The following is a 26,133-nucleotide window of genomic DNA, read 5'->3' as shown; positions in this document are numbered from 1 at the left end:
TAATGGAGCTAGGGCAAAACATGCTAACAATAGACCAGCTAAAAATCTCATAATCATCACCTTAATGTAGACATTGAATATCTACTTGCTTGGGTAAATAATGACTTTACTGAAAAGTAAGGTATCAATAGTTTACTTATATCGAACTAACTACTGACTTCTATATTAGTTCCATTCTCCGCCTCTAAATCGACACATTTCACTTGGAATATTAGTGACATCACCACTTGGCAATTTACATTCGACTATCGGTCCTAAATTAGTTGTACCACCATTTCCGTTAGTGTAGGCAAAGGAAGAAAAAGAAAAGATACCGCATAACATTAAAAAGAGAAGTTTCTTCATAGTACATCCTCTTACTTACCAAATAAAAAGCATTCAACTTAAATGCTTATGCGTTAAGTATGTATGGGGGGGCAAAAAGATCAAAAAATAATTCAATAAAGTTTTATTTTTTAAAATAAATTTAGAAAGATAATTTATATCGATATATTTCTATCTTATTGATTGTCGTATGATGAGGAATTAAATTCCTGGAAGGAGAGGGTAGGATATTAATAATATTGCTGTTACTTATTTTTTGTTCGATTTTAATTAAATCAATGAAATGAAAGCGGTTGTCTAGATTAAAGTAATGGAGCATAGTTTGCCCCATTACTTTGGCATAAATTACTTAGAATCAGGCTCAATGATTAAAATAATACCATCGATATCTTTTATTTTAACGCGCGTTCCTGCTGGAAGTGCTTGATCCGACTGTGCCGACCACGTGGTATCGGCAACCTTGATACGATTGAGTCCAACAGAAAAGTCCTCTTCAATGGTAAGTGTGCGTCCGATTAACTGCTTATACTTTTGGTTCAGATCTCTTTCTTGGTCTTCTTTCTTGTCTTGAGACCATTGTCGTCGCCACCATAACCAAGTGGTGATTAAGCTGAAACTTGCAAAGCAAAGCCATTGTAATTGCCAGCTCATTGGTAAAACAGTCATTAGTGCCCCAACGATAAGTGCAGAAATTCCGAGCCAGAGAAAATATCCCGCCGTCCCAAGTAGCTCTACCGCTAGAAGTGCAAAACCGAAGGCTAGCCAATGCCAGAAAGAGACGCCTTCCAGCAAACTGAAAAAGTCCATAAGTTATTCTTTATCTTGTTGTTTAAACATCTCTGCTATCCCTGCAACCGAGCCCATTAGTCCGGTCGCTTCTAATGGAAGCATAATGATTTTGCCGTTTTCGGCTTGACCAATGCTTTTGATCGCTTCGGTATAGCCTTGAGCAATGAAGTAATTGACGGCTTGCATATCGCCTTTGGCAATCGCTTCAGAAACCATATAAGTCGCTTTTGCTTCTGCTTGTGCGGCGCGTTCACGAGCTTCAGCATGGAGAATAGCAGACTGCTTTTCGCCCTCAGCTTTTAATATCTCCGATTGCTTGTGACCTTCAGCCTTTAAAATTTCAGCTTGGCGTACCCCTTCTGCTTCGAGAATCTCCGCTCGTTTATTTCGCTCGGCTTTCATTTGAGCATTCATCGCCGCCGTTAGATCGGATGGTGGCTGGACATCTTTTATTTCAATTCGCGTGACTTTTACACCCCACGGGTTGGTGGCTTGGTCAACAATTGCCAGCAGCTTGGAGTTGATCATGTCACGCTGACTCAGCATTTCGTCCAACTCCATTGAGCCTAAAACGGTACGGATATTGGTGAGAGTTAAATTTCTAATGGCATGTTCCAAATCGTTGACTTCATAAGCCGCTTTGGCAGCATCGATGACTTGAACAAATCCGACGGCATCAATAACCACGTTAGCGTTGTCTTTTGAAATAACTTCTTGCGCTGGAATATCAAGAACGCGCTCCATCATGTTGACTTTTTGCCCTATCTTATCAACAAATGGGATGATCAAGTTTAAGCCGGGTTTTAGCGTATGGGTGTAGCGTCCGAAGCGTTCGACTGTCCAGTTATTTCCTTGTGGCACCGTCTTAATGGCTGAAGATAAGATAACTACAGCAAGAACGACGAAAATACCGATGGTAATCAGTGAATCAATTGGCATGAGTTATTCCCTTAAGTGCATAATGTCCGATTCATTTTTACCTATTTATAGACAATAGACAATTGAAGTTCTGAGAACCTTAAGAGGTTATTGGTTTTTTATATAACAAAGGCCGGAATATCCGGCCTTTAGTTGAAGTTTCGCTTTTCAGCGAGTTAGTACAGAATCGAATACAGCTGACGGCGATATTTGCTTGCTAATGCGTTGCCTTGACCTAGCGCGCTGAGAATATCCATAAAAGTCTTCTTCACTTCACCGTCTTGGGCGCCCAAGTCTTTTTTAAGAATATTCCACAGCAGTTCTAACGCTTCTTCATCACGACCCACTTGGTTGTACTGTACCGCCAATTCACAAGCAAGTTCGAAGTTTGCCATGTCTGCTGCGTATGTTTGTTCTAGTCGTTGTAACTCAGGGCTATCTGCAGCCTGCAAATGCAGCTCGAGCTTGGCTATTAGACTCTTGTAGTAGTTATCTTGATACTCAAGAGGGATAGCGTTCAGTAGCTCTTGAGCGACATCAAATTGTTTGGTTTCTAATAAACAATCAGCCATCGCGAGTTTCACATCGCCACGCTCTTGCAGTTCTGGCGGCAAAGTGTGGATGATGCTTAAAGCCTGAGCATGCTCACCTTGCTGAAGAAGTTCACTGACTTGCTTTAATAGCTGTTCATCTGGGCTTGGCAAATGCTTTTGTAGCATGGTTGCAATGGCATCAATTGGCTGAGGGCCACCCAATCCATCGACGGCTTGACCATTTATAAACAGCGCGATAGTTGGCAATACTTGCACACCAAATTGAGACGCTAGAGCTGGCTGATCTTCACAATTTAATAAAGCAAGCGTAAATGCACCGTTGTACTGTTGAGCAAGAGATTGCAACTCAGGGAGTATCTGTGCGCTTTCTGGTTGAGCATTGGCCCAAAAGTGGATCAGAACGGGCGTGTTCATTGATCCTTCAAGAGTTTCGCGAAAGTTCTGTTCTGTTATCTCAACGATAAATGGGGATTGCATCAGAGTATCCTTGCTTTGTGTCTTGTCGTTGATAATAGATATGGAGTTGATTTAAGGGAAATTCAAGCGAGGGTTGCTAATCGTCATCAATAATGAATCATTCTATTTTGTGAAAGGATGCGGTAAGAGAATAGTGTTACTGCTGAATAGGTGTAAGGCAAAAAGAAAACGCTGCCGAAGCAGCGCAGTTCTAATGCTATTTGTTAGTGCGGTATCAAAATAGGATGAACATGGTCAACACTACACCCACACTAAGCCAGTTAAGCTGATTTAATGTCATTGTTGCCTCGCAGTAGTATAAACATTGCTACAAAACGTAATGGGTGGCGATACCAAATCTAAGCAACTCATTCACTTTAGGCTGAATAGTGCTCACTGAATTGCGTAGAAATTGATTCGTTTGCTTGAGGTTTTTTTAACCTACATGCTCATAATGACATCACATTGTTACGATGAAATTACATTGTGACAAAACTTTTTTATGCAGCTTGTCGCAAAATTTTATCAAGCACACGGGTTGGTAATAACCTTTTCAAGATTGCGAATAATTTAGTCGGCGTAGTAATTCGATAGCGAATTTTAGGTGAAGCGCTAGTCAATGCATGAAGAACAGGTGCGACGCAGGACTCTGCAGGTAAAACAAATCGATTATTAGATTTGTCTTTGTTGAGTCGCTCTCTTTGTCCTTCATAGGCGAGGCGGTGAGGGCTGGATTCAATATCAATCCACTTCTCGAAGGCTTTTAATGCATTGTTTCTAAATTGAGTTTCGATAGGCCCAGGTTCTATCAATGTCACTTTGATATTCGTATCCGCAAGCTCTAGCCGTAGTGTGTCAGTCCAGCCTTCTAGGGCAAACTTTGACGCATTGTAGGCGCCGCGGTATTTCATTGCAGCAAAGCCAAGAACAGAACTGTTTTGTATTATCCGTCCTTCGCCTTGTATGCGCATGTGAGGAAGCACTTCTCTGACTAACTGGTGCCAACCAAAAAAGTTGGTCTGAAATTGAGCTTGAAGAGCCTCGGTGGGCAAGTCTTCCAATGCACCGGGCTGGCCATAGGCACCATTATTGAACACGGCATAAAGCTTACCCTCTGCTAGCTCTAATGCTTGCTTCACGCCCGAAGAAATACTTTCAGGGCTGTTTAGGTCTAGCTTGATGCAGGTTAGCCCTTCATTAATTAGACGTTGGACATCTTGCTCTTTCCTACAAGATGCAATGACATGAAATCCCTCGTTTTGCAGGGCGTGAGCGCACACGTAACCGATACCGGTTGAGCAACCCGTAATAAGAATCGACTTTTTCATAAATTAAGCCTCAAGCAACATTGAATGAGGTCATCATTCATCAGCTCCGGTCATGAAGCAAGTGCTTGAGTGCTGGTTCTATTCTGGAGTAGCTAAATTTGAAGCCAAGTTCGGTGAGCTTTTTGGGTTTGGCTCTCATGCTATCGAACAATAAACAGGAAGATTCACCCATTAGGAGCTCCATTGCCCATTTAGGCGTGAACAAGATATGTGGTCGTTTGAGCGTTTTTGCCAACGTGCCGCTAAAGATACGGTTAGTCACAGGGTGAGGTGCGCACATATTGAACGCACCGTGGGCATGTGGTGTTTCAAGCAAGTACATGATGGCGCGGACCATATCCAGAATGTGAATCCAAGGCATGTACTGGTTACCGTTCCCGAGCGGGCTGCCTACGCCAAGTTTGTAAGGTAAGAGCATTTTCGCCAAAGCCCCGCCATTAAGGCCGAGTACTACGCCAGTTCGCAATAGACAAACACGTGTTTGTTCAGACTCTGCGCGTTTGGCTATTTGCTCCCACTTTGCACAAACCTCGTGAGGAAAGTCTTCACTGTTAACATGCAGGCACTCATCAAACGGATGGTCTTGTTGATCGCCATAGTAACCAACGGCCGAGCCACTAATAAAAACAGCGGGAGGTTCTGTGCTGGCGTGGATCAGCTCAACGATTTGTTCGGTAATTTTCCAGCGACTTTTACAGATTTTTTCTTTCTGCTCGCTGGTCCATCTTTTATCTGCGATAGGCTCACCCGCAAGATTAATTATGGCATCAATGTGATTGAGGTCGGCGAATGACTCAAGCGAGTCAAGGTATTCGATATTACCCAAATCAGCGTGTTGGAGGCGTTGTTTTGCTTGCTCCGGAGAGCGTGTAAGTAGCATAACTTGGTGAGTGGATAGCAGCTTGAGCAACTCCGAACCAATAAACCCAGTGCCACCTGTGAGTAATATCTTCATGTTATCTCTTTGAATGTACACGTATTAGAACATTATAGTCGTTTTGTGCTGAGCTTGATCATCTCAAGACTATTATTTCTAGGATAGTGGCAAGCCTGTAGCGAGGCTACTGACTTCACATATTGAAAAAATGTAACTAAATGTTATGCATGGCGCTAATTCGTTCACGGTAGGAGAACTAAATCTATGCCAGACTAAAAACATCGCTACCGGAACAAGCGTAATCAGTTTGCACCATCAAGGAGGGATAGGTATGGAAGCATTTGTTGCTCTTTTTCGAGCGCTCCTTAATAGTGCTCGCGATCTGCTACCCATCGTTGTTGTTATCACTTTTTTTCAATTAGTTGTTTTGCAAGAGCCACTTCCTAATCTCATCTCCATTCTTTTTGGCTTATTGCTTGTGGTTTTAGGGTTAACGTTTTTTATTTTTGGTCTAGAGCTTGGTCTTTTTCCTATCGGAGAGAGTATGGCTCAAGCCTTTGCAAAAAAAGGCAGCGTATTCTGGTTGTTAGTTTTTGCGTTTTGTCTAGGCTTTGGCACCACGATCGCCGAGCCTGCATTAACGGCCGTAGCAGAAGAAGCATCAGAAGTTGCGGCAGAAGGCGGGATGATCCCAAACTCAGAGCAATCGATGCAGGATTATGGACAAGGGCTACGAGTAACGGTAGCGCTTTCTGTGGGAATCGCCATCGTTATTGGCGTTCTGCGCATCTTAAAAGGGTGGCCAATTCATTACATGATCATCGGCGGCTACGTCGGCGTTGTAGTCCTGACGTGGTTTGCACCGGAAGCCATTATTGGCGTTGCTTATGATTCTGGAGGTGTGACGACGTCGACTATCACCGTGCCTTTGGTCACTGCACTAGGGGTTGGTTTAGCATCGGCGATTAAAGGGCGCAACCCCATGGTGGATGGTTTTGGTTTGATCGCTTTTGCCTCGCTACTACCGATGATGTTTGTGATGGTTTACGGAATGGTCGTAACATGATTTCAATTGAACATTTCCTAGACACTTTATTATCGACCGTTCGAGATGTCATTCCCATCGCCAGCATTATTTTTGGTTTTCAGTTAGCGGTGTTAAGGCGTCCAGTTAACAACCTTAAGAAGGTTTTGCTTGGGTTTGTTTATGTGATTCTTGGGCTCGCTCTTTTTTTGCTCGGATTAGAAATGGCTCTGTTTCCGCTCGGAGAGACCATGGCCGTGCAACTGACGGCGCCGGAATTTTTACAAGAGTTTAAAGTCTCTGTGGGAAAAGCCTTAGTGTGGGTCGACTACTATTGGGTGTATACCTTCGCCTTTTTTATCGGTTTTAGTACCACGATTGCTGAGCCTTCTCTAATCGCTGTAGCGATAAAAGCAAACCAAGTTTCTGGTGGCAGTATCAGTATTAACGGTTTACGCGTGGCCGTTGCATTTGGGGTGGCCATTGGCATCGCGCTAGGGAGCTATCGGATTGTTGTCGGTGACCCTATTCACTATTACATCATTGCGGGTTACATCGTGGTTGTGATTCAAACGTTTTATGCGCCAAAGCTTATTGTTCCACTCGCCTACGATTCTGGAGGCGTCACGACTTCTACTGTCACTGTTCCGCTTGTAACCGCACTAGGGCTGGGGCTTGCTTCTACCGTCCCAGGAAGAAACCCAATGATTGATGGCTTTGGCTTGATCGCTTTTGCCAGTCTGTTTCCTATGATCTCTGTGATGGGCTATGCGCAAATAACCCAATGGCTGAATAAAGATGTCTCGGAGGACGAAGAAAATGCGCTTTAAATTGATACTTGCGTTTGTTGAAGACAGCAAAACAGACAAGGTACTGGACGCTGCTCGCGAAGCTGGCGCGACTGGTGCGACGGTGATTAATAACGCTCGTGGACAAGGCTTAAATCAAAAGCGAACGTTTTTTGGCTTAACGCTGGAAGTACAAAAAGATGTGCTGCTGTTTGTCGTTGAGGAGCACCTTTCTCGACACATATTAGAAACCATCAATGAAGTTGGTGAGTTCGACCGAGAGTCGGGGCAGGGCATTGCTATTCAGATCGATATTGAGGATGCAGTCGGTGTCGCGCATCAAGTAGAGACGTTGACCAAAGTGGTCGAGGATGAGTTATGAGCAGTCAAACGATAATTAGAGTTCGAGATGTAATGGCGGCTACTTATGTCATGGTTGATGGGCTAATGACAGTTTATGAAGGCATAACGTTGGCTAAAAAATACCAAGTCAAAGCGCTGGTGGTGAAAAAGCGAGATGACAACGATGAATATGGCATCGTCTTGATGAATGATATCGCCAAAAAGGTGCTGGCGAATAATCGCTCTCCACAGCGCACGAATATTTATGAGATCATGACCAAGCCCGCTTTGTGTGTCGACCCTGATATGAATGTGAAATATTGTGCGCGCCTATTTGAACGATTTGGCATTAGCCGAGCTCCGGTTATTGAAGATGGGGAGGTCATTGGCATGGTGAGTTATAACAATATTGTCATCAATGGCATGGTGCGAGAAGAAGTGTAATAGGTTGATATAAATGAAAAATCAACGCATTTTTTCTCAAGTCAGCGACTGTTACAAAGAACTAAAATATTTAATATATGTTAGGTTGCATATGTGTTAATTCACCATTATTCTTTGCGCCCTAAGTCTATTGTCGAGGAATTTGTATCATGCCTTTAGTCTCTTGCCCTGTGTGTGAGAAACAAATCTCAAAGCGCGCTCACGCATGTCCAGGATGCGGAGAGCCAGACCCGCTGCACCACCTAGCTAAGTCAAAATTTATGTCGATGGTGTTTTGGATACTGGTGTTGGTTGGAACTGCGTATGCCGCATGGTTCTATATTTTGCCTATGGTCATTGAATCATTGCGTTATCAGTAGTCGTTGGTTGAGCTGTCATAAAAATGCCGTAGAATGACCTCGTACTTTGTGAGGAGACGATGTCGTGAAACTATTTTTTGCCTCAGATCTGCATGGCTCTTTGCCAGCAACTAAAGAAACTATTGAGCTATTTTTAGCCTCTGGTGCGGAGCACCTGATTTTGTTGGGGGATACGCTAAACCACGGGCCAAGAAACCCGATTCCAGAAGGTTACAACCCACCGCAGGTGGCGGAGCTATTGAACCAATACAGTGATCAAATTATTTCTGTGCGTGGTAACTGCGATAGTGAAGTAGACCAAATGCTATTGAAGTTTCCAATGATGATGGATTACTCGTGGGTGCTACTTGAATCTGGCAAGAGAATCTTTTTGACTCATGGTCACTTGTATAACTCTGAAAAACGGTCGCCACTGCGTGAAGGTGATATCATCGCCCACGGTCATACGCATGTTCCTGTCGCAGAGATGCAAGATGGAGCCATTATATTTAACCCAGGCTCGATGACATTCCCACGTAATGGCTTACCGAGAAGCTTTGGTACTTTAGAAGACAATACGCTAACGGTAAAAACGCCAGAAGGCGAAGTCTTAGCACAAACCATGATTTAACGGTTTTACTAAGTAAAAAAATAGGGAGCGAATTGCTCCCTATTTTGTGTCTGAATGTCCTAAATCGCGTTCTGGGTCGATAATGTCTCTTACGCGCTGTTTTAGCACCTTTGCTTCAGGAAAGCCGCTGTCTTTTTTCCGTTCCCAAATTTGCTGGCCATTACAGAAAATTTCGAAGCGACCACCCGTATCTGGGTGCAAGCTGATCGTTTCTATTTCTTCGCTAAAAGTATGCAGTAGTTCTTGCGATAGCCAAGTTGAACGCAACATCCAGTTGCATTGGCGGCAGTAATAAATATCAATGATTGCTTTATCCATGAAACTTTCCTTTTAATCGGTTTAAACTAGCAACTTGATACCCACGGCAAACGTGAGAATTTCGAATGCAATTTTAATCACTCGGTTGCTGTATCGAGTCGCGGCCCATGCGCCTAAACTGCCGCCTAGAAATGAGCTTAACAATAAAACAGGCAACCAAGCCCAATGTATCGGAGCGCCAGCTTGGACGACGGCAATGCCTCCAATGCCATTCCAAAACAGGCCGACACAAATCATGGTGTAAGCAACGGCTTGTTTATAGTTATACCCAAACCAGCGAACTAAAAATAATGTCACGAGCAGACCAGAACCTGCGGTCAGCGACCCGTTGATGATACCGATGAGCATTAGTCCGACACCGCCGATGACCCAACCGATTGGGTGACGGTTACGTATTATTTCTGATTGGCCTAACGATTTCTTAAATCGTGAATAGATGCCGAGCGCGAGAATCATGCTCCCTAGCATTTTTTCCGCCATACCATCAGGTATTTGGACAATTAAGTTCGCCCCTAAGACTACGCCAATGCTGCCAGAGACTATAAGGTAGAGCGCGACCTTCCATTTAATTGTGCCTGCTTTTAAGTGTGTGCTTGCTGCCCCTAAGCCTAAAGCGACGGAAGCCACTTTATGTGTCCCCAGCGCAACCGAGAATGGCAAGCCGAGAAAGATGAGCAAAGGGAATTGAAGTAAGCCTGCACCGCCGCCAGAAAGCGAAGCCAGAGTATTGGCGATAAGTGAGCCGAAAAAGAGGGTGAGGGTATCTAGCCAATCCATAAGCAAAATAAAGGGGGCGTCTTGCCCCCTTATCATCAAATCAAAGTTAGTTTTTAAACAGCACCGAAGAACCGTGGTTCAAGCTAGTGAGCAATAGCGTTTTTTCGTTCACGACATCAATACGGCGACTTTGCTCAGCATCAAGCTTAAAGATTTGAGTGATCAAACGTAGCTGTGCTTCGGAGAAGTCTTTTGATTGAGAAGATGAAATATCTTTAAACTCAGAAGGCGAAACCAACAAATAGTTGTCACTTACTTCCCAGCGCCCTTTTTCCGAGATATTAATCGTGGATTCTGCCGTTGAACCTTGAGCGAATAGTTTGATATTTGCTACGCGAATATAGTCCCCATTAGGGAGATATTTCACATTTGATTCAACATTAACACGACGCAGTGGGCCGACAGGATCGTCAGGCAAGCTGTCTGTAATGACCGTCACCATGGTTGACTGCCACTCATTGGCAGTGAGGACCTGTTCCACTTTTAGGTCGCTACCCCAATATAACCAACCACTGAAAAGAACGGATACGGCCAAAACCGCAGATGCTAATTTTATCTTCATTCTGGCCTCCTTATTTACAGATATCGGTTGGGTCATTTTGACCAGCGAAAATACGCAATGTCACGTTCTCATATGAATGTTGACTGTCATGAATGTAGTTCAGAATCAGCTGATTGTTCTGGCCACCTGTAGCAATCACTTCTACCGGCATTGAATCTTCTGCATGGTATTTTACGTAGCGTTCAATGCACTGCTCAATGGACGGCAACCAACTATTGATTTGCGGGTGGTTCACTGGCGTCATCACAGGTACATTTTGATACTCACCAATCTGACGGAATTGGGATTCTGCAGGATTGGTGAATAGCAATACACAAATAGGAAGCAGCAGAGACAAAAGAACGATCATACGCGGCAGCCAGTTATTAGTGTTAGCTGCTGGTTTTGGCTGTGCCTTAGGTGGTTCTACTTGAGGCTCTACTTCAGTCGTGGTGTCTGTCGCCGCTTCTGCTGACGGCGCGTCACTTGTTTCTATTTCCGCTGCGTGCACTTCATTTTCAGAAGTGGTTTCTTCAACGTCAGTATTAGAGTCAGCAGATAATGGGCTTAAGCGTTCCACTGAACAAATGAGTTGATAACCGCGTTTAGGAACCGTTTTAACAAACTCTGGAGATTTTGTTGAGTCCTTCAACATCTTACGCAGAGTAGAGATCGCTTGAGTCAGGCTTGAGTCATCCACCTCAAAACCTTGCTCACGCCAAACAAACTCGTGAAGCTCGTTACGGGTTAAAACTTCGTTTGGTCTCTCTGCCAACATCAGAAGTATACGGCTTTCGTTGCTTCCTAATCGTACAACGTCGTTGCCGTTTTGTTGGTCAGCGAGCGAATTACTATTTGGATCAAAGGTGAACCTTTGAGCAAGTAGAAATTTGGTGCCGATGTTAGTCATTTAGTTCTTCTTAGATGGATGATGTTGTAATTATAGTGATTTATGTCACAAAATTACCGAAGCGCATGGAGTGCGCACGACATTTTAGATGCTTTTAGGCTGGTAGGATAATTAAATTTTTCTAAAAAAACACCGTTTTTAGCAATATTGACCTTGAATTTACATTTGTCAGCCACATGTTAAATGACATCTCAGTAAGGTAATTTCAAGGGGAAAGTCACAAACTTATCTCCATGAAAAAGCCAATTAGTTTAGATGTTATGGAGCACACATGAGCGAAACCGTATCTCAAAACAAAGAAACTCGTGGTTTTCAATCAGAAGTAAAACAACTACTGCATTTAATGATCCATTCTCTTTATTCAAATAAAGAGATCTTTTTGCGCGAGCTGATTTCTAACGCATCAGATGCATCGGACAAGCTGCGCTTCCAAGCGCTATCTAACCCAGACTTATATGAAGGTAATGCAGATCTTTGCGTGAAACTGTCGTTTGATGAAAGCGCAAATACCTTAACCATTTCTGATAACGGTATCGGTATGAGCCGCGATGATGTGATCGAGCACTTAGGTACGATTGCAAAATCCGGGACCGCGGAGTTTTTCTCAAAGCTGTCTGAAGAGCAGAGCAAAGACTCTCAGCTTATTGGTCAGTTTGGTGTTGGTTTCTACTCGGCGTTTATCGTTGCTGATGCCGTCACCGTACGCACTCGTGCTGCGGGCCTAGCCGCTGATGAAGCAGTACAATGGCACTCAGCCGGTGAAGGTGAGTACACCATCGAAAACATCACTAAAGAATCGCGTGGTACTGATATCATTCTTCATATGCGTGAAGAAGGTAAAGAGTTCCTAAATGAATGGCGTCTACGTGATGTGATCAGCAAGTACTCGGATCACATTGGCATCCCAGTTTCCATCCAAACGGTTGTTCGCGATGACGAAGGCAAAGAAACGGATGAGAAGAAGTGGGAGCAAATCAACAAAGCTCAAGCTCTGTGGACGCGTAATAAATCGGATATCTCAGATGAAGAGTATCAAGAGTTCTACAAGCACGTATCACATGACTTTGCCGATCCATTGGTTTGGAGCCATAACCGTGTAGAAGGTAAAAACGATTACACGAGCTTGCTTTACATCCCATCTAAAGCGCCATGGGATATGATGAACCGCGACCACAAATCAGGTTTGAAACTATACGTACAACGCGTGTTCATTATGGACGATGCAGAGCAGTTCATGCCGTCTTACCTACGTTTTGCACGTGGTTTAATAGACTCCAATGATCTGCCACTCAACGTATCGCGTGAGATCTTACAAGACAACAAAGTGACTCAGTCTCTACGTAATGCTTGTACTAAGCGTGTGCTAACGATGCTAGAGCGCATGGCTAAGAATGATGAAGAGAAATACCAATCATTCTGGAAAGAGTTTGGTCTTGTGATGAAAGAGGGTCCGGCAGAAGACTTCGCAAACAAAGAGAAAGTTGCAGGCCTATTGCGCTTTGCTTCAACTGAAGTGGATTCTGCGGAGCAAACCGTGGGTCTAGCTGCTTACGTTGAGCGCATGAAAGAAGGTCAAGATAAGATCTACTACTTGACGGCAGACAGCTATGCAGCTGCGAAAAACAGCCCTCACTTAGAGCAGTTCAAAGCGAAAGGCATTGAAGTTATCTTGATGTACGACCGCATTGATGAGTGGCTGATGAACTACTTAACTGAGTTTGACGGCAAGCAGTTCCAGTCAATCACAAAAGCTGGGCTCGATCTAAGTCAGTTTGAAGATGAAGCAGAAAAAGAGAAGCAGAAAGAAACTGAAGAAGAGTTTAAGTCGGTTCTAGAACGCACGAAGTCTTACCTAGGCGATCGTGTGAAAGAAGTTCGTACGACCTTTAAACTCGCATCTACACCTGCTGTTGTGGTAACGGACGATTACGAAATGGGCACTCAAATGGCGAAGCTTCTTGCAGCGGCGGGTCAGGCAGTGCCAGAAGTGAAGTACATCTTTGAGCTAAACCCAGAGCACGAGCTGGTTAAGCGCATGGCTGACGAAGCGGATGAAGAGGCATTTGGTCGTTGGGTAGAAGTCCTGCTTGGTCAAGCAATGCTTGCAGAGCGAGGCTCAATTGAGGACCCAACGGAGTTCTTAGGAGCTGTTAATAAACTTTTGACTAAGGTGTAATAACCTCAGTACATCAAAAAGCTCGCATTTCGCGAGCTTTTTGTTTGTTGTCGCAAAATTTTGCATCTCAGGTGTTGAGTTAATAATCAATAGGGCGTGAAAGAGGGTATCGTTAACATTCTTTAGTCTTAATACACTCTTTGCGCGGCGAACCTGTGATAGAATCTGCGACTTGAATGTGAGTAATAAGGCGTGTATTTTTGCTCGCCTATATACGTTATACCGAAACTTATCGTTGCGAGTGCTTCTCGGGTTTGATGTCTAAGAAGCCCAGCTATTGTGAGCTTCGGTATAAATCTTAAATATTAAAGAGGATAAATCATGCGCATCATTCTTCTAGGTGCTCCAGGTGCAGGTAAAGGCACACAAGCAAACTTCATCATGGAAAAATACGGTATTCCACAAATCTCTACTGGTGATATGCTTCGTGCTGCTATCAAAGCAGGTACAGAGCTTGGTAAACAAGCTAAAGCTGTTATCGACGCTGGTCAGCTAGTTTCTGATGAAATCATCCTTGGCCTTATCAAAGAGCGTATCGCTCAAGAAGACTGTGCGAACGGTTTCCTACTGGATGGTTTCCCACGTACTATTCCTCAAGCTGACGGCCTAAAAGAAATGGGCGTTGATGTAGACTACGTTATCGAATTTGACGTTGCAGATGATGTGATTGTTGAGCGTATGGCAGGTCGTCGTGCTCACCTTCCTTCTGGTCGTACTTACCACGTTGTTTACAACCCACCTAAAGTGGAAGGTAAAGATGACGTAACTGGTGAAGATCTTGTTGTTCGTGATGACGACAAAGAAGAAACAGTACGTGCACGTCTAGGTGTTTACCACGAGCAAACTGCACCACTAATCAACTACTACGGTAAAGAAGCTGAAGCAGGCAACACTAAGTACCTTAAGTTTGATGGTACTAAGCAAGTAGCTGAAGTTAGTGCAGATATCGAGAAAGCACTCTCTTAATTTACTGAAGTCAAAAAATTAATATTTTGATATATTGAAAGCGACCCAAGTGGTCGCTTTTTTTAGTTTACTCGTAAACATATATCTAAATAACTTCAAGCTGCAGCGATGCAGCACTTTGAGGCTATTTAAGTATATGAACCAAGCCGTTTACCATGAATAGGATGTTATGAAAGAGAATTATAAACAGGGTGTACTCCTCGTGAACCTGGGTACTCCTGACGCACCAACCGCTCCTGCCGTAAAGCGTTTTTTAAGTCAGTTTCTTCATGATCACCGAGTGGTAGACATGACTCGATGGCTTTGGTGTCCGCTATTGCACGGCGTTATCCTTCCAATCCGAGCTCCCAAGGTTGCTAAACTCTACCAATCAGTTTGGATGGAAGAGGGCTCGCCACTGATGGTGTACTCTAAGCGTCAAACAGAGAAGTTGGCTCAAAAGCTTGATATGCCAGTCGAACTTGGCATGACTTATGGAAATCCAAGTTTGCAATCAGGTTTTGAAGCGCTGTTGGCTCAAGGGGTAGAGGAAGTCATCGTTTTACCTTTGTATCCGCAATACTCGGGCACAACAACGGCAGCGGTTTCTGACGGAATCACTAAAGCGTTTAAAAACCTGCCCGTGATGCCGGGCTTTAGCTTTATTCGGGATTACTACAATCACCCGAAATACATTGAAGCGTTAGCGCATTCAGTTCGTGAACATTGGCAAGAGTATGGTAAGGGAGACTACTTGCTATGTTCTTATCACGGTATTCCAAAACGTTACGCTGATAATGGAGATGTTTACCCTCAGCACTGTGAAGAAACGACTCGCTTACTCGCTGAAGCGTTAGGGTTAAACGAGCAACAGATAGGTATGACGTATCAGTCTCGATTTGGCCGAGAAGAGTGGTTACAGCCCTACACCGATAAAACCCTAGAGGCACTTCCTGAAAAAGGGGTAAAGAATATCAATGTTGTGACACCAGCATTCTCTTCGGATTGTTTAGAAACGTTGGAAGAGATCTCGGAAGAGTGTAAAGAGATTTTCCTTGAAGCAGGTGGTGAAAGCTTTACTTACATTCCTTGTTTGAACGATAGTGAGCTTCATATAGAAATGATGGCTGAGTTAGTTCACTCTAAGCTTTAGGTACAAAAAAGGGTCGCAAAAGCGACCCTTTTTTGTAGAGCGATTAAGCGACTTGTACTTGCTGCTCTTCGACTTGTTCTGCTGTGCTGTGAGTATTCTCTGCACCATGCATCCAGCGAACGAGCGTATTCGAGAACAGAAGTAGGATGACACCACTCACGGTAGCACTGACTGCAATGCCACTAAAGATAGCCATTGCGCCCAATTCTCCTACGTGAGATCCCACATAGCCCGCAACGTAGTTTGCAATCGCATTGCAGCCAAACCATGCACCCATCATGAGTGAAGCTAAGCGAAGCGGTGCTAACTTGGTCACCAGTGAAAGACCAATTGGAGATAAGCACAGTTCGCCCAATGTATGGAAGAAGAAAGCACCCACCAGCCACAACATTGATGTTTTTACCGTTGTGTCTCCACCTTGTTCTAGCACAGCGCCAACCATACATAGGAAGCCAATTGCCAAGAAAAATAGTGCCATTGCAAATTTCACTGGCGACGTAGGTTCGCGTTTACCCAGTTTTACCCAAAGGACCGCTAGAACCGGTGCTAGGGTAATAATGAAAAATGGGTTTAGCGATTGGAACCACGCAGCAGGTACTTCAAAGCCACCAATCATACGATCAGTATATTGTTGAGTGTAGATGTTCATCAGGCCACCGGCCTGCTCAAAGCCAGCCCAGAAGACGATAGTGAATAAGCTCATGACCAAAATTACTTTTAGTCGGTTTACTTCTTCTTTCGTTAAGGGTTGCTTCGTGGTTGAGTTTTTGTTGCTTAGAGCTCGTTTTGCTGCGGGCTCGCGACCGATGTCACCAAGCCAAGACTGAGCTAGCACCATTTGCATCACTAGGCTAATAATCATACCTACACCTGCGGCCACAAAACCAGCTTTCCAACCGTACGAGGTTGTCACAGAGCCAGAAACGACGCCGGCAAGTAACGCACCTAAGTTGATACCCATATAAAAGATAGTGAATGCGCCGTCACGACGGTTGTCACCCTCTTTATATAAATCGCCAACCATGGTTGAGATATTCGGCTTAAAGAGGCCGTTACCCGTGATAAGCAGACCAAGACCTAAATAGAAACTGTGCAGCGAACCAATACCCAGAGCGTCAGCAGGAAGTGCGAGTGTAAACTGGCCGATAGCCATTAACGCGCCACCAAGCAAAATTGAACGGCGTTGACCTAGATAGTTATCCGCTAAGTAACCTCCGATGAGAGGTGTGATATACACAAGACCAGTATAAATACCGTATAGGTCTAGTGCGTCTTTGGTTGACCAGCCAAGGCCGCCATTCATCGTTGTATCTGTAAGGTAAAGTACTAGAATGGCGCGCATTGCGTAGTAAGAAAAGCGTTCCCACAGTTCAGTACCGAACAATAAGAACAAGCCACGAGGATGGCCGAAATATTGATGTTGGTTTGACATAAGCTCTTCTAATAATAGTTATTACATTTTTTAACGACTTCTACGTATACATGGCAATCTAATGAGTGACAAACAATAAAATTTTGCCTTACGACTAAATCTGTTTGTTAAGTGACTGTTTTTGAGTGGATTTACAGATGATATGATGGTGTGTTGGCTGTGTTACAAACTTAATTTCCATTTTTGTCTATGGACTTCTTCTCGTAAGCTCTTGAAAAGATACCGTTAATGCGAGCGATGTATAATCATACTTTTATAGATAAACTGAATGTCAATGACTCAACTTTGGCTTAATGCTAGGATAAAAACAAAATAGAATTGGCTAGTAAAAAAGATGAAACGTTGGTATCTACTTTATTGTAAACGTGGGGAGCAGGTTAGGGCGAAACAGCACCTTGAAAACCAAGGTGTAGAGTGCTTTTATCCAACTGTAGAAGTTGAGAAGATTTTGCGCGGGAAAAGACAAAAAGTCGAAGAGCCGCTGTTTCCTTGTTATGTGTTTGCTTACTTTGATTATGAACAGGGACCTAACTTCACCTCAGTCCGCTCCACTCGAGGGGTTGTTGATTTCGTGCGTTTTGGTGCTCAACCGAAAGAAGTCCAAGGTGACTTAGTCTTTGAATTGATGCAGCTAGAAAAATGCTGTAATGAAAATACCGCTTCTGAGTGTATGCCAAAACCAGGTGATCAAATCCGAGTTAAGAGCGGTCAGTTTGCAGGTATAGATGCTATCTTCCAAGAGCAAGATGGTGAGAAACGCTCAATCATGTTAGTGCAGATGATCACTAAACGAGTGCCTGTCAGCATTGACAACAGCGATTTAGACTTGAAATAGCTAATGCGTACAAACAAAAAAAGAGGTGCTTTGGCACCTCTTTTTTAATCTTGCTAGTGATCATCAGCAGTGGGACGCTGTTAGCGAGCTTAGCAAAACAACGATGATTACCGATTAGGAGTAGGGCATGACACCCTACTTAGTCGCTTAGTAAGCGTCGTTATGGACGGTTTGCACCGCACGACCTGACGGGTCTACACAGTTTTGGAATGACTCATCCCATTCAATCGCTTTCGCTGATGAACAAGCTACCGAAGGACCACCTGGCACACACTCAGCCGCTGACGGTAGTGGGAATAGCTCTTCAAAGATCTCTCGGTACACGTAACCTTCTTTCGTGGTTGGCGTGTTGTATGGGAAGCGGTATTGAGCCGTTTCCATCTGCTGATCCGTCACTTTTTGCTCTGCGACTTCTTTCAACGTATCAATCCAGCTGTAACCTACACCATCAGAGAACTGTTCTTTTTGACGCCATGCGATCGACTCTGGCAAGTAATGCTCAAAACACTCGCGTAGAATGTGTTTTTCCATTTTGCCGTTGCCACACATCTTATCTGCTGGGTTTAGGCGCATTGCAACGTCGATAAACTCTTTATCAAGGAACGGTACTCGGCCTTCAACCCCCCATGCCGCTAGCGATTTGTTTGCGCGCGCGCAGTCAAACATGTTCAGAGCAAGCAGCTTACGTACTGTTTCTTCGTGGAACTCTTTCGCGTTTGGTGCTTTGTGGAAGTACAGGTAGCCGCCAAAGATTTCGTCAGCGCCCTCACCAGAAAGTACCATCTTAATGCCCATCGCTTTGATCTTGCGACCCATTAAGAACATAGGCGTGGATGCGCGAATGGTGGTCACATCGTACGTTTCGATGTGGTAAATCACGTCGCGAATCGCGTCGAGACCTTCTTGAATTGTATAAGTCATTTCATGGTGAACGGTACCGATTTGGTCGGCAACTTCGCGAGCGGCTTTCAGGTCAGGCGCGCCTTCTAGACCCACAGCAAAAGAGTGCAGTTGTGGCCACCAAGCTTCTGACTTTTCATCGTCTTCAATTCGCATTGCAGCAAAACGTTTAGCCACAGCAGAGGTGATGGATGAATCTAAACCACCTGATAGTAAAACACCATATGGAACATCCGTCATTAGTTGGCGTTTAACCGCTGCTTCTAGTGCTTCAGTCAGTTCTTCTTTGCTGGTGGTGTTACCTTGAACGGCAGCGTATTCGTTCCAGTCACGAACATAGTAACACGTTGGCTCGGCATCTTTTGAGCTGTAGTAGCTACCAGGAGGGAACTCGCTCACTGTTTTACATACTGGAACAAGTGCCTTCATCTCTGATGCAACATAGTAGTTGCCATGCTCATCATGACCTTGATAAAGAGGGATAATGCCAATGTGGTCGCGACCGACTAAGTATTCGTCTTTTTCTTCATCGTACAGAACAAAAGCGAAAATACCGTTTAGTTCTTCAAGGAGATCTGCACCCATATCTTGGTACAGTGCAAGAATGACCTCACAGTCTGAATCGGTTTGAAACTCGTATTTTCCTTCGTAACGAGCACGAATTTCTTTATGGTTGTAGATTTCACCATTGACTGCAAGGATGAGCTTTTTATCAGGGCTGTATAGCGGTTGTGCACCACTATTTAGACCAACAATCGCCAAGCGCTCATGCGCTAAAATAGCGCGCTCTGAAGAGTAAATCCCAGACCAGTCAGGGCCACGATGACGAAGTTTTTTCGACATTTCTAATGCGATAGGGCGCAATGCGGCTGCATCGCTTTTAATGTCTAAAATGCCAAATACTGAACACATACTACATCCTTACTAAACTAAATAATTTCTAATCGGTATGGCTTCAATTTGCCATTACTAGTAAAAAAAGCAACGTTTTGTGATTATAAAAATGATAAAAAGCCTTGTTGTGTAAATATTATTTAATTTAATGGCTTGTTTGGTGAATGGAATCAAGGTTTGGTATAAAAACCATACAAAAAAGCCTTTCTATTGATAGAAAGGCTTTTAAAAAATATTAGTATGGTTGCTTATTTTATTGGTGTGAACTGAGGTTCAAGTTGTTTACACACATGTCGAGCAAAACCGCTACCTGCTTCACTGTATATATTGAATGCGGCGTCAACTCCGCTTTCCAGCAAACCTTCCAACTGATCTGGGTACTCGGCGATAGCTGCTATTTGCCCTTTATATTTTCTGCGTTTAAGCTGCTCAAGTGCGGTTTGGTTACCTTGATGATGAGGCATGGCAAGCAGCACCAGTTTGACATGACCTGTATCTAAAATTCGTTCCCAAAAATCTGGGTCTGTGGCATCGCCAGCGATCACGTTTCTTCCCTCTGAACGGTGCTGATGTGCTGCATCTTCACGAATTTCTATGCCTAGTGAAATTTTGCCATAGCGCGCACGTAATTCATCATAGGCCCCAGTCCCGATGCGCCCCATGCCTAAGATCAATACCTGGGCATGCCCAGGGTTAATGAGTTGGTCACGCTGGTTAAGCTTTTCTGCGGCTGTCTCTTGCAGCCACTTGCCGGAGTGTTGATAAATTTTGTGGCTCAGGCGGTTAAGTGGCGCAGAAATAATAAAGGACACAGACACCGCAACCGCAATCGCAGCGAGCATATCGCTTGGCATCCAGCCCATTTTATAGGCCAACCCTGCGACTATAAGGCCAAACTCACTGTAGTTGAACAGCGATAAAGAGGCGAGCAAAGAGGTACGTACTCGAAACTTAAAGTGATTAATCGTGACGAAGTACAAGAGCCCTTTTATTGGCAGCAGTAAGATAAATAGTAGGGCGAGTACGACACCATTGACGCTCAATGAAGCGGACAAGCCAATGTTTAAAAAGAAGCAGACTAAGAACAGCTCCTTCATATTGAATAGCGATTTGGATAGCTCTGAAGCTTTAGGGTGGCCTGCGAGCAACATGCCTAAAATCAGCGCGCCCAAGTCTGGTTTCATTCCGACCAGTTCGAATAGCCCTGCCCCAACAACAAGCGCGAAGAAAATACCGAACAGCACCAGCATTTCGCCGTGGCCAACTTTATCTAACAGTTTATAGAATAGTGGACGAAGGAAAGGCAATGCGAACAAACCAATGGCATACCATTCTGGGACTTTTCCGGTTGAAGCAGTCAGGAATACCACGGCAAAAATATCTTGCATAACCAAGATACCGATCGCGAGTGTGCCGTAGGTGGCGTTCATTTCCCCTTTTTCTTGCAATGCTTTTACGGCAAAAACGGTACTGGAGAACGATAGTGCAAAAGCTAAAAGTAGGATTTGACCGCTATCCATACTGGCGAGCGAAGTTAAGCCTAGTAGTTTTAAACCTGATAGCGCTAGTGCAAAAAAAGCGGTAGACAGTATGTTGTGGGCGGTCGCTCCTCCCCATATTTCTTTGGACAGTAGCGTTTTGACATCAAGCTTGAGTCCGATCGTGAATAGAAGAAGAGTGACACCAAGATCTGCAAGAGTGACGATAACGTCATTGCTTTGATAGCCAAATGCATGCAAACCAAATCCTGCCAGTAGAAAACCAACGAGGGGAGGGAGGCTACATTTAAGCGCAATAAAGCCAGCTAAAAAAGCTGTTGTAATTAGAATAATTTCCATACTGTTGAGCTGTATTCCTGATATACAAAAACGGGCTGTGAAAACACAGCCCGAGATTGTAACTCAATTAGTTGTATAAACTTAGTCTTCAAGTAACTTTTGTAACAAAACTCCGTTTAGCATTGCGCGTTTAATCATCGCAAATGCGCCCATCGTTGGCTGCTTATCAATGTGTGAAGCCACGATAGGAAGGTCGTTATGGAAAGTTTTGAGAGATTGATTTTCGACATTGCGTTGAATTGCAGGGAAGACTATGTCTTGTGCAGCAGTAATGTCGCCCGCAATGACAATTTTCTGAGGGTTAAACAAGTTAACGGTAATTGCAATCGCTTTACCTAACTGGTTACCCACTCGCACTAAACTCTGCTTTGCAAGTTCGTCACCATCCATTGCATGCTGACACACTGCTTCAATCGTGATGTTTTCAAGGTCAGTCAAGCTTGACTCATAGCCTTGAGCAATCAGTTGTTTTACTCGTTGGATAATAGCTGGGTTCGCTGCTACGGTTTCTAAGCAACCAAAGTTCCCACATTGGCACTGTTCACCAAGCGGATCGATTTGGATATGACCAATTTCACCGACGTTGCGGTTAAAGCCCAGAAAAACCTGGCCGTTAACGATAATACCTGCGCCAGTACCGCGGTGAACGCTAACTAAAATGGAGTCCTGACAGTCTTGGCTTGCCCCAAAGTAGTGCTCCGCTAACGCCATGCCACGTACGTCATTCCCAACAAAGCATGCGGTATTAAACTTCTCCCCAACAATTTCACCCAGCGCCAGATTATCGATATCGGTATTCGGCATGTACTCAACTACGCCTGTTGTTGGGTTAACAAGGCCCGGTAGCGTAATACCAATTGCGATGAGCTGATCAATTTTGTCTTCGCAACGGTTTACGAAGTCTTTAAGTAAATCGATAAGCCCAGCGATCAAGTCAGCTTGGTTGGTGTAATGCAGTTCGTGTTGATCTTCCGCAAGTGCAGTGCCACCTAAATCGTACAAACAAAATTGTACGTAATCTCGACCTAAACGAACCGCAATAGAGTGAAAGGGTTTGACTTCGGTGGTCAGAGAGATTGCACGACGACCACCAGTTGAAGCTTGCTGGGCGACCTCTTTAATAAGGCCGCGCTCTAAAAGTTGGCGGGTTATTTTGGTAACACTAGCAGGTGCGAGCTGGCTCACATCTGCGACTTGAATACGGGAGATAGGACCTTGCTGATCAATCAGCCTATATACCGCAGCGCTGTTAAGCTGTTTTACTAAATCTACATTACCAATCTGTCCGCCATTCATGCTTAATTTTGCTCGTATTGTCCGTTAACAACCGTCGCTTTTACTTTGAAGTCACGATCGAAAATGGTTAGGTTTGCAACCATCCCTTTTCGAACTCGGCCAAGGCGATCCTCAACACCAATTGCAGTTGCTGGGTATAACGTGGCCATTCGTAGAGCTTCGTCTAAAGCGATCCCCGCGTGCTCAACTGAATTCTGAACTGCTTCTATCATTGTCAAAGCTGAGCCGCCTAGTGTGCCGTTTTCATCAACACACTTACCATCTCGGTAATATACTTTCTTACCGACAAAAATAAAGTGATCAATGTTAGCACCTGCTGGAGCTGTGGCATCCGTCACCAAAACAAGCTTTTCACCTTTGATTTTATGAGCAATTCGGATGTTTGCGTAGTCTACGTGGAAACCATCAGCAATAATGCCAGCATAAACGTCAGGCGTATCGTAAATTGCACCAACAACTCCAGGTTCACGACCAACCATAGGTGTCATCGCGTTAAATAGGTGTGTGGCAAAAGTAATACCTGCTTCAAAGCCTTTACGCGCTTCGGCGTAGGTCGCATTTGTATGACCAATAGAAACTACGATGCCGGCTGCTTTTAATCGTGCAATATGCTCTGGATCGTTTTGCTCTGGTGCAAGCGTTACTTTAGCGATGATATCTGCGTTTGCGCAGATAAGATCAACCATGCTTTCATCTGACGGGCGAATAAAATCGACGTTGTGGATACCTTTTTTCGCGACGTTAAGATAAGGACCTTCTAGGTGTAGACCAAGTGATTGGTTTTGATATTGGTTATGATATTCACGAGCGGCAGAAATTGCAGTTCGCATATCTTCGTCTGATGAAGTAATGAGCGTTGGTAAGAAGCTAGTACAGCCGGACTTGAGGTTTGCTTCGTGCATGATTTGCATGGTTTCCGGTGTGATTGCATCGTTTAGCATTACACCGCCACAGCCATTCAGTTGCAGGTCGATAAAGCCCGGACTTAGGTTTGCGCCTGCGAGGTCTTTCACTTCGATGCCCTGAGGTAGCTCTGCAACCGGCACAATAGATTGAATAAGGTCGTTTTCGATGATGACCGCATGATCGGTAAGAACATCACTACCGGTATAAATTTTACAGTTACTTAGCGCGTACATAGTCAGCTAGTCCTTATAGATGAGAATTCAATTTCTATATCGTTACCTAAGTGGAGACTGCTTTAGTCATATGGGTACTTAGTTTGTATCACTGAATTAGATAACGAGTCACATACAGCAAGTCGCGTTTTATCGATGTTATTGTCATAGTAACTAACTGAAAAGTAATAATTGTATGGTTTTTTATGATTCTTTTTCAGAGCAAAGTTACAGTGATTTACCCGCCTAGATACCAAAATAACACTGATTCTGCCTTGCATAAAGTGCGAGAATATTATCTTTAAAACGCCATTTTTTCGTATAATAAAATAAGTTTTATGATCTCGCTAGCAAAAACCTTCCGAAAGGGCAAATTGTGGTGATTATGATCACAAACGGTGAGCTTTTAATTTGCGGAGCAAAATTAATGTCATAAACTGAGGATGACTAAATTGGACGACTGAAATAAGTCATTCAACATAACATCTAATCCTATAGGGGGAACTTAAGGTGAATATTCTCGGATACGCGCAGAAGTTAGGTAAAGCTCTTATGCTTCCTATTGCGACTTTGCCAATCGCAGGCTTGTTACTGCGCTTGGGCCAGCCGGATGTTTTTGACATCGCATTTATGGCACAAGCAGGTAACTCAATCTTTTCTAACCTTCCATTGTTATTTGGCCTTGGTATTGCGATCGGTCTATCTAAAGACGGTCAAGGTGCAGCTGGCCTTGCTGGTGCAGTTGCGTACTTTGTACTGACAGCGACAGCGTCAACAATTGATGCATCAGTAAACATGTCGTTCTTTGGTGGTATCATCGCAGGTATTATTGCTGGCCACTCTTACAACGCTTTCCATGCTACACGTCTTCCTGAGTGGCTTGCTTTCTTCTCTGGTAAACGTTTAGTGCCGATTATGGCAGGTTTATTCGCTTTAGTTGCTGGTGCAGTTGGTGGCATTGTATGGCCAACAATTCAAGGTGGTCTAGATGCGCTTGCTCATGGCATCTCAACTTCTGGCGCTATTGGTCAGTTTATCTACGGTACACTGAACCGTGCCCTTATTCCTGTAGGTCTACACCACGTACTTAACTCATTCTTCTGGTTTGGTATGGGGTCTTGTCAAGAAGTGCTAGTAACTGGTGCAAATGCTGCGGGTCAAGCGCTTCCTGCTCTACAACAACTGTGTGTTGATCCTGCGCTAGCGAAAACGCTTGTGGCTGGTCAAACTCATACATTTGAATTCGCTAACTCTGTCACTCCTGAAATCACTGCAACAGTGAAGGAAGTAACTGAAACAGTTAAATCTGGTGACCTACACCGTTTCTTCGGCGGCGATAAGAGCGCTGGTGTGTTCATGAACGGTTTCTTCCCAGTAATGATGTTCGGCCTACCTGGTGCGGCGCTTGCAATGTACCTAGCGGCTCCTGCTGAGAAACGTAGCCAAGTTGGTGGTGCATTGTTCTCTGTTGCATTCTGTTCATTCCTAACTGGTATCACAGAGCCTCTAGAGTTCATGTTCGTATTCCTAGCGCCTGCACTATACGCGATTCACGCAGTGTTCACTGGTCTGTCGCTTGTTGTTGCTAACATGCTTGGTACGCTACACGGCTTCACATTCTCAGCTGGTCTAATTGACTACTTGTTGAACTACGGTCTAGCAACTAAACCGCTACTACTTGGTGCAGTTGGTCTTGGCTTTGGTGCTCTATACTTCTTCACATTCAGCTTCGCAATCCGCGCATTCAACTTGAAATCGCCTGGCCGTGAAGATGACGACAGCGAAGCAGCAGCGCCTGCTGGTGAGAAGAAAAGTGGTGACCTAGCTCGCCAATACTTAAAAGCACTTGGCGGTCATGACAACCTAACTTCAATCGACGCATGTATCACTCGACTACGCTTGACACTAAAAGATCGTTCAGTCGCTGATGAGGAAGTACTGAAGAAACTGGGTGCGAAAGGTGTGGTTAAACTTGGTGAAAACAACCTTCAAGTTATCCTTGGCCCTCTAGCTGAAATCGTTGCTGGCGAAATGAAAGCAATCGGTGCTAATGAAGACCTATCGAATGTAAAATTGCCTTAATTACATCGAACTGATATCTGACTAAGACCTCCCTCGGGAGGTCTTTTTTTGTTTTGGCACTTTGAATCTGCTGTGCTTTCGCACTAACTCGATAAATATTGTCGT

26 protein-coding genes are annotated in these 26,133 nt (G+C 44.2%); 11 read left to right on the top strand and 15 right to left on the bottom strand.

Annotated features, from left to right (window positions below):
* Positions 1–165: 165 nt before the first annotated feature.
* From NL645_RS11555 to NL645_RS11530, 6 genes are all read right to left on the bottom strand, one after another.
* Entirely contained in the window at positions 166–345 is a 180-nt protein-coding gene (locus NL645_RS11555) for a hypothetical protein (RefSeq protein ID WP_074191004.1), read from the bottom strand.
* A gap of 324 nt (positions 346–669) precedes the next feature.
* The gene (locus NL645_RS11550; RefSeq protein WP_253651735.1) at positions 670–1,131 is read right to left on the bottom strand and encodes an NfeD family protein; all 462 of its coding nucleotides are present in this window, start codon (positions 1,129–1,131) and stop codon (positions 670–672) included.
* Positions 1,132–1,134: 3 nt separating this feature from the next.
* Positions 1,135–2,052 carry an SPFH domain-containing protein gene (locus tag NL645_RS11545; RefSeq protein WP_005393087.1) on the bottom strand — a complete coding sequence of 306 codons (918 nt, stop codon included), beginning with the start codon at positions 2,050–2,052 and terminating at the stop codon, positions 1,135–1,137.
* A gap of 155 nt (positions 2,053–2,207) precedes the next feature.
* On the bottom strand, positions 2,208–3,062 hold the full coding sequence (locus NL645_RS11540) for a co-chaperone YbbN (RefSeq protein ID WP_150918277.1): 855 nt from the start codon (positions 3,060–3,062) through the stop codon (positions 2,208–2,210).
* 479 nt (positions 3,063–3,541) lie between these two features.
* Complete coding sequence (locus NL645_RS11535) at positions 3,542–4,369, bottom strand: SDR family oxidoreductase (RefSeq protein ID WP_253651734.1); 828 nt, start codon at positions 4,367–4,369, stop codon at positions 3,542–3,544.
* Positions 4,370–4,409: 40 nt separating this feature from the next.
* Positions 4,410–5,324, bottom strand: a complete 915-nt coding sequence (locus tag NL645_RS11530; protein ID WP_253651733.1) for a TIGR01777 family oxidoreductase — start codon at positions 5,322–5,324, stop codon at positions 4,410–4,412.
* 253 nt (positions 5,325–5,577) lie between these two features.
* On the opposite strand from NL645_RS11530, the gene NL645_RS11525 reads away from it, so the two are divergent.
* The 6 genes from NL645_RS11525 (at position 5,578) to yfcE (ending at position 8,813) form a co-directional block, all read left to right on the top strand.
* Positions 5,578–6,312: a DUF1538 domain-containing protein gene (locus NL645_RS11525; RefSeq protein WP_005393081.1), complete on the top strand. Its 735-nt coding sequence runs from the start codon at positions 5,578–5,580 to the stop codon at positions 6,310–6,312.
* Positions 6,309–7,100, top strand: a complete 792-nt coding sequence (locus NL645_RS11520; protein ID WP_046874269.1) for a DUF1538 domain-containing protein — start codon at positions 6,309–6,311, stop codon at positions 7,098–7,100. Before NL645_RS11525 ends, NL645_RS11520 begins: the two co-directional genes overlap by 4 nt.
* The gene (locus tag NL645_RS11515; RefSeq protein WP_005393077.1) at positions 7,090–7,440 is read left to right on the top strand and encodes a P-II family nitrogen regulator; all 351 of its coding nucleotides are present in this window, start codon (positions 7,090–7,092) and stop codon (positions 7,438–7,440) included. The genes NL645_RS11520 and NL645_RS11515 overlap by 11 nt, the downstream gene beginning before the upstream one ends.
* The gene (locus NL645_RS11510; protein WP_005393075.1) at positions 7,437–7,844 is read left to right on the top strand and encodes a CBS domain-containing protein; all 408 of its coding nucleotides are present in this window, start codon (positions 7,437–7,439) and stop codon (positions 7,842–7,844) included. The genes NL645_RS11515 and NL645_RS11510 overlap by 4 nt, the downstream gene beginning before the upstream one ends.
* A gap of 149 nt (positions 7,845–7,993) precedes the next feature.
* The gene (locus NL645_RS11505) at positions 7,994–8,203 is read left to right on the top strand and encodes a hypothetical protein (RefSeq protein ID WP_005393073.1); all 210 of its coding nucleotides are present in this window, start codon (positions 7,994–7,996) and stop codon (positions 8,201–8,203) included.
* Between the two features lie 64 nt (positions 8,204–8,267).
* Positions 8,268–8,813, top strand: a complete 546-nt coding sequence (gene yfcE / locus NL645_RS11500; protein ID WP_253651732.1) for a phosphodiesterase — start codon at positions 8,268–8,270, stop codon at positions 8,811–8,813.
* A gap of 39 nt (positions 8,814–8,852) precedes the next feature.
* Here yfcE and NL645_RS11495 read toward each other — a convergent pair whose 3' ends face one another.
* The 4 genes from NL645_RS11495 to NL645_RS11480 are packed head-to-tail and all read right to left on the bottom strand — an operon-like array spanning position 8,853 to position 11,359.
* A complete protein-coding gene (locus NL645_RS11495) occupies positions 8,853–9,131 on the bottom strand; it encodes a SelT/SelW/SelH family protein (protein ID WP_005382088.1) in 279 nt (92 codons plus the stop codon).
* A gap of 21 nt (positions 9,132–9,152) precedes the next feature.
* Positions 9,153–9,908 (bottom strand): sulfite exporter TauE/SafE family protein, encoded by a 756-nt coding sequence (locus tag NL645_RS11490; RefSeq protein WP_053807090.1) that lies wholly within the window; start codon positions 9,906–9,908, stop codon positions 9,153–9,155.
* A gap of 46 nt (positions 9,909–9,954) precedes the next feature.
* Positions 9,955–10,470 (bottom strand): transmembrane regulator ToxS, encoded by a 516-nt coding sequence (gene toxS, locus NL645_RS11485; RefSeq protein ID WP_005393067.1) that lies wholly within the window; start codon positions 10,468–10,470, stop codon positions 9,955–9,957.
* 10 nt (positions 10,471–10,480) lie between these two features.
* The gene (locus NL645_RS11480) at positions 10,481–11,359 is read right to left on the bottom strand and encodes a transcriptional regulator (protein WP_124008613.1); all 879 of its coding nucleotides are present in this window, start codon (positions 11,357–11,359) and stop codon (positions 10,481–10,483) included.
* 271 nt (positions 11,360–11,630) lie between these two features.
* On the opposite strand from NL645_RS11480, the gene htpG reads away from it, so the two are divergent.
* From htpG to hemH, 3 genes are all read left to right on the top strand, one after another.
* Positions 11,631–13,535, top strand: coding sequence for a molecular chaperone HtpG (htpG, locus tag NL645_RS11475; RefSeq protein WP_253651731.1), 1,905 nt, complete (start codon positions 11,631–11,633; stop codon positions 13,533–13,535).
* 321 nt (positions 13,536–13,856) lie between these two features.
* A complete protein-coding gene (adk, locus tag NL645_RS11470) occupies positions 13,857–14,501 on the top strand; it encodes an adenylate kinase (protein ID WP_005393061.1) in 645 nt (214 codons plus the stop codon).
* Between the two features lie 169 nt (positions 14,502–14,670).
* Positions 14,671–15,633, top strand: a complete 963-nt coding sequence (hemH, locus tag NL645_RS11465) for a ferrochelatase (protein WP_253651730.1) — start codon at positions 14,671–14,673, stop codon at positions 15,631–15,633.
* Between the two features lie 43 nt (positions 15,634–15,676).
* Here hemH and NL645_RS11460 read toward each other — a convergent pair whose 3' ends face one another.
* A complete protein-coding gene (locus tag NL645_RS11460; RefSeq protein WP_253651729.1) occupies positions 15,677–17,065 on the bottom strand; it encodes a peptide MFS transporter in 1,389 nt (462 codons plus the stop codon).
* A 334-nt stretch (positions 17,066–17,399) separates the two neighbouring features.
* On the opposite strand from NL645_RS11460, the gene rfaH reads away from it, so the two are divergent.
* A complete protein-coding gene (rfaH, locus tag NL645_RS11455; protein WP_005393056.1) occupies positions 17,400–17,900 on the top strand; it encodes a transcription/translation regulatory transformer protein RfaH in 501 nt (166 codons plus the stop codon).
* Positions 17,901–18,047: 147 nt separating this feature from the next.
* Here the strand turns inward: rfaH and asnB are convergent, their stop codons facing one another.
* From asnB to nagA, 4 genes are all read right to left on the bottom strand, one after another.
* A complete protein-coding gene (gene asnB / locus NL645_RS11450) occupies positions 18,048–19,712 on the bottom strand; it encodes an asparagine synthase B (RefSeq protein WP_253651728.1) in 1,665 nt (554 codons plus the stop codon).
* Positions 19,713–19,942: 230 nt separating this feature from the next.
* Positions 19,943–21,532, bottom strand: coding sequence for a cation:proton antiporter family protein (locus NL645_RS11445; RefSeq protein WP_006742714.1), 1,590 nt, complete (start codon positions 21,530–21,532; stop codon positions 19,943–19,945).
* Positions 21,533–21,613: 81 nt separating this feature from the next.
* Positions 21,614–22,828: an ROK family protein gene (locus tag NL645_RS11440; protein ID WP_006742713.1), complete on the bottom strand. Its 1,215-nt coding sequence runs from the start codon at positions 22,826–22,828 to the stop codon at positions 21,614–21,616.
* Between the two features lie 2 nt (positions 22,829–22,830).
* Positions 22,831–23,967 carry an N-acetylglucosamine-6-phosphate deacetylase gene (nagA, locus tag NL645_RS11435; protein ID WP_104969169.1) on the bottom strand — a complete coding sequence of 379 codons (1,137 nt, stop codon included), beginning with the start codon at positions 23,965–23,967 and terminating at the stop codon, positions 22,831–22,833.
* Positions 23,968–24,456: 489 nt separating this feature from the next.
* On the opposite strand from nagA, the gene nagE reads away from it, so the two are divergent.
* Positions 24,457–26,028 carry an N-acetylglucosamine-specific PTS transporter subunit IIBC gene (gene nagE / locus NL645_RS11430; protein ID WP_006742711.1) on the top strand — a complete coding sequence of 524 codons (1,572 nt, stop codon included), beginning with the start codon at positions 24,457–24,459 and terminating at the stop codon, positions 26,026–26,028.
* Positions 26,029–26,133 lie beyond the last annotated feature (105 nt).

It is taken from the genome of Vibrio sp. Y51_MX_L26, from assembly GCF_024181935.1.
In the GTDB taxonomy this organism is placed as follows: Bacteria; Pseudomonadota; Gammaproteobacteria; order Enterobacterales; family Vibrionaceae; genus Vibrio; species Vibrio diabolicus.
Note: the sequence above shows the minus strand (reverse complement) of the source record. Positions and strands in the feature narration are given on the sequence as shown.

Bases quoted from the DNA above. Each gene is read 5' to 3' on its own strand.
- NL645_RS11555 (WP_074191004.1), bottom strand. From the start codon at position 345: ATGAAGAAACTTCTCTTTTTAATGTTATGCGGTATCTTTTCTTTTTCT.
- NL645_RS11550 (WP_253651735.1), bottom strand. From the start codon at position 1,131: ATGGACTTTTTCAGTTTGCTGGAAGGCGTCTCTTTCTGGCATTGGCTA.
- NL645_RS11545 (WP_005393087.1), bottom strand. From the start codon at position 2,052: ATGCCAATTGATTCACTGATTACCATCGGTATTTTCGTCGTTCTTGCT.
- NL645_RS11540 (WP_150918277.1), bottom strand. From the start codon at position 3,062: ATGCAATCCCCATTTATCGTTGAGATAACAGAACAGAACTTTCGCGAA.
- NL645_RS11535 (WP_253651734.1), bottom strand. From the start codon at position 4,369: ATGAAAAAGTCGATTCTTATTACGGGTTGCTCAACCGGTATCGGTTAC.
- NL645_RS11530 (WP_253651733.1), bottom strand. From the start codon at position 5,324: ATGAAGATATTACTCACAGGTGGCACTGGGTTTATTGGTTCGGAGTTG.
- NL645_RS11525 (WP_005393081.1), top strand. From the start codon at position 5,578: ATGGAAGCATTTGTTGCTCTTTTTCGAGCGCTCCTTAATAGTGCTCGC.
- NL645_RS11520 (WP_046874269.1), top strand. From the start codon at position 6,309: ATGATTTCAATTGAACATTTCCTAGACACTTTATTATCGACCGTTCGA.
- NL645_RS11515 (WP_005393077.1), top strand. From the start codon at position 7,090: ATGCGCTTTAAATTGATACTTGCGTTTGTTGAAGACAGCAAAACAGAC.
- NL645_RS11510 (WP_005393075.1), top strand. From the start codon at position 7,437: ATGAGCAGTCAAACGATAATTAGAGTTCGAGATGTAATGGCGGCTACT.
- NL645_RS11505 (WP_005393073.1), top strand. From the start codon at position 7,994: ATGCCTTTAGTCTCTTGCCCTGTGTGTGAGAAACAAATCTCAAAGCGC.
- NL645_RS11495 (WP_005382088.1), bottom strand. From the start codon at position 9,131: ATGGATAAAGCAATCATTGATATTTATTACTGCCGCCAATGCAACTGG.
- NL645_RS11490 (WP_053807090.1), bottom strand. From the start codon at position 9,908: ATGGATTGGCTAGATACCCTCACCCTCTTTTTCGGCTCACTTATCGCC.
- toxS (WP_005393067.1), bottom strand. From the start codon at position 10,470: ATGAAGATAAAATTAGCATCTGCGGTTTTGGCCGTATCCGTTCTTTTC.
- NL645_RS11480 (WP_124008613.1), bottom strand. From the start codon at position 11,359: ATGACTAACATCGGCACCAAATTTCTACTTGCTCAAAGGTTCACCTTT.
- htpG (WP_253651731.1), top strand. From the start codon at position 11,631: ATGAGCGAAACCGTATCTCAAAACAAAGAAACTCGTGGTTTTCAATCA.
- adk (WP_005393061.1), top strand. From the start codon at position 13,857: ATGCGCATCATTCTTCTAGGTGCTCCAGGTGCAGGTAAAGGCACACAA.
- hemH (WP_253651730.1), top strand. From the start codon at position 14,671: ATGAAAGAGAATTATAAACAGGGTGTACTCCTCGTGAACCTGGGTACT.
- NL645_RS11460 (WP_253651729.1), bottom strand. From the start codon at position 17,065: ATGTCAAACCAACATCAATATTTCGGCCATCCTCGTGGCTTGTTCTTA.
- rfaH (WP_005393056.1), top strand. From the start codon at position 17,400: ATGAAACGTTGGTATCTACTTTATTGTAAACGTGGGGAGCAGGTTAGG.
- asnB (WP_253651728.1), bottom strand. From the start codon at position 19,712: ATGTGTTCAGTATTTGGCATTTTAGACATTAAAAGCGATGCAGCCGCA.
- NL645_RS11445 (WP_006742714.1), bottom strand. From the start codon at position 21,532: ATGGAAATTATTCTAATTACAACAGCTTTTTTAGCTGGCTTTATTGCG.
- NL645_RS11440 (WP_006742713.1), bottom strand. From the start codon at position 22,828: ATGAATGGCGGACAGATTGGTAATGTAGATTTAGTAAAACAGCTTAAC.
- nagA (WP_104969169.1), bottom strand. From the start codon at position 23,967: ATGTACGCGCTAAGTAACTGTAAAATTTATACCGGTAGTGATGTTCTT.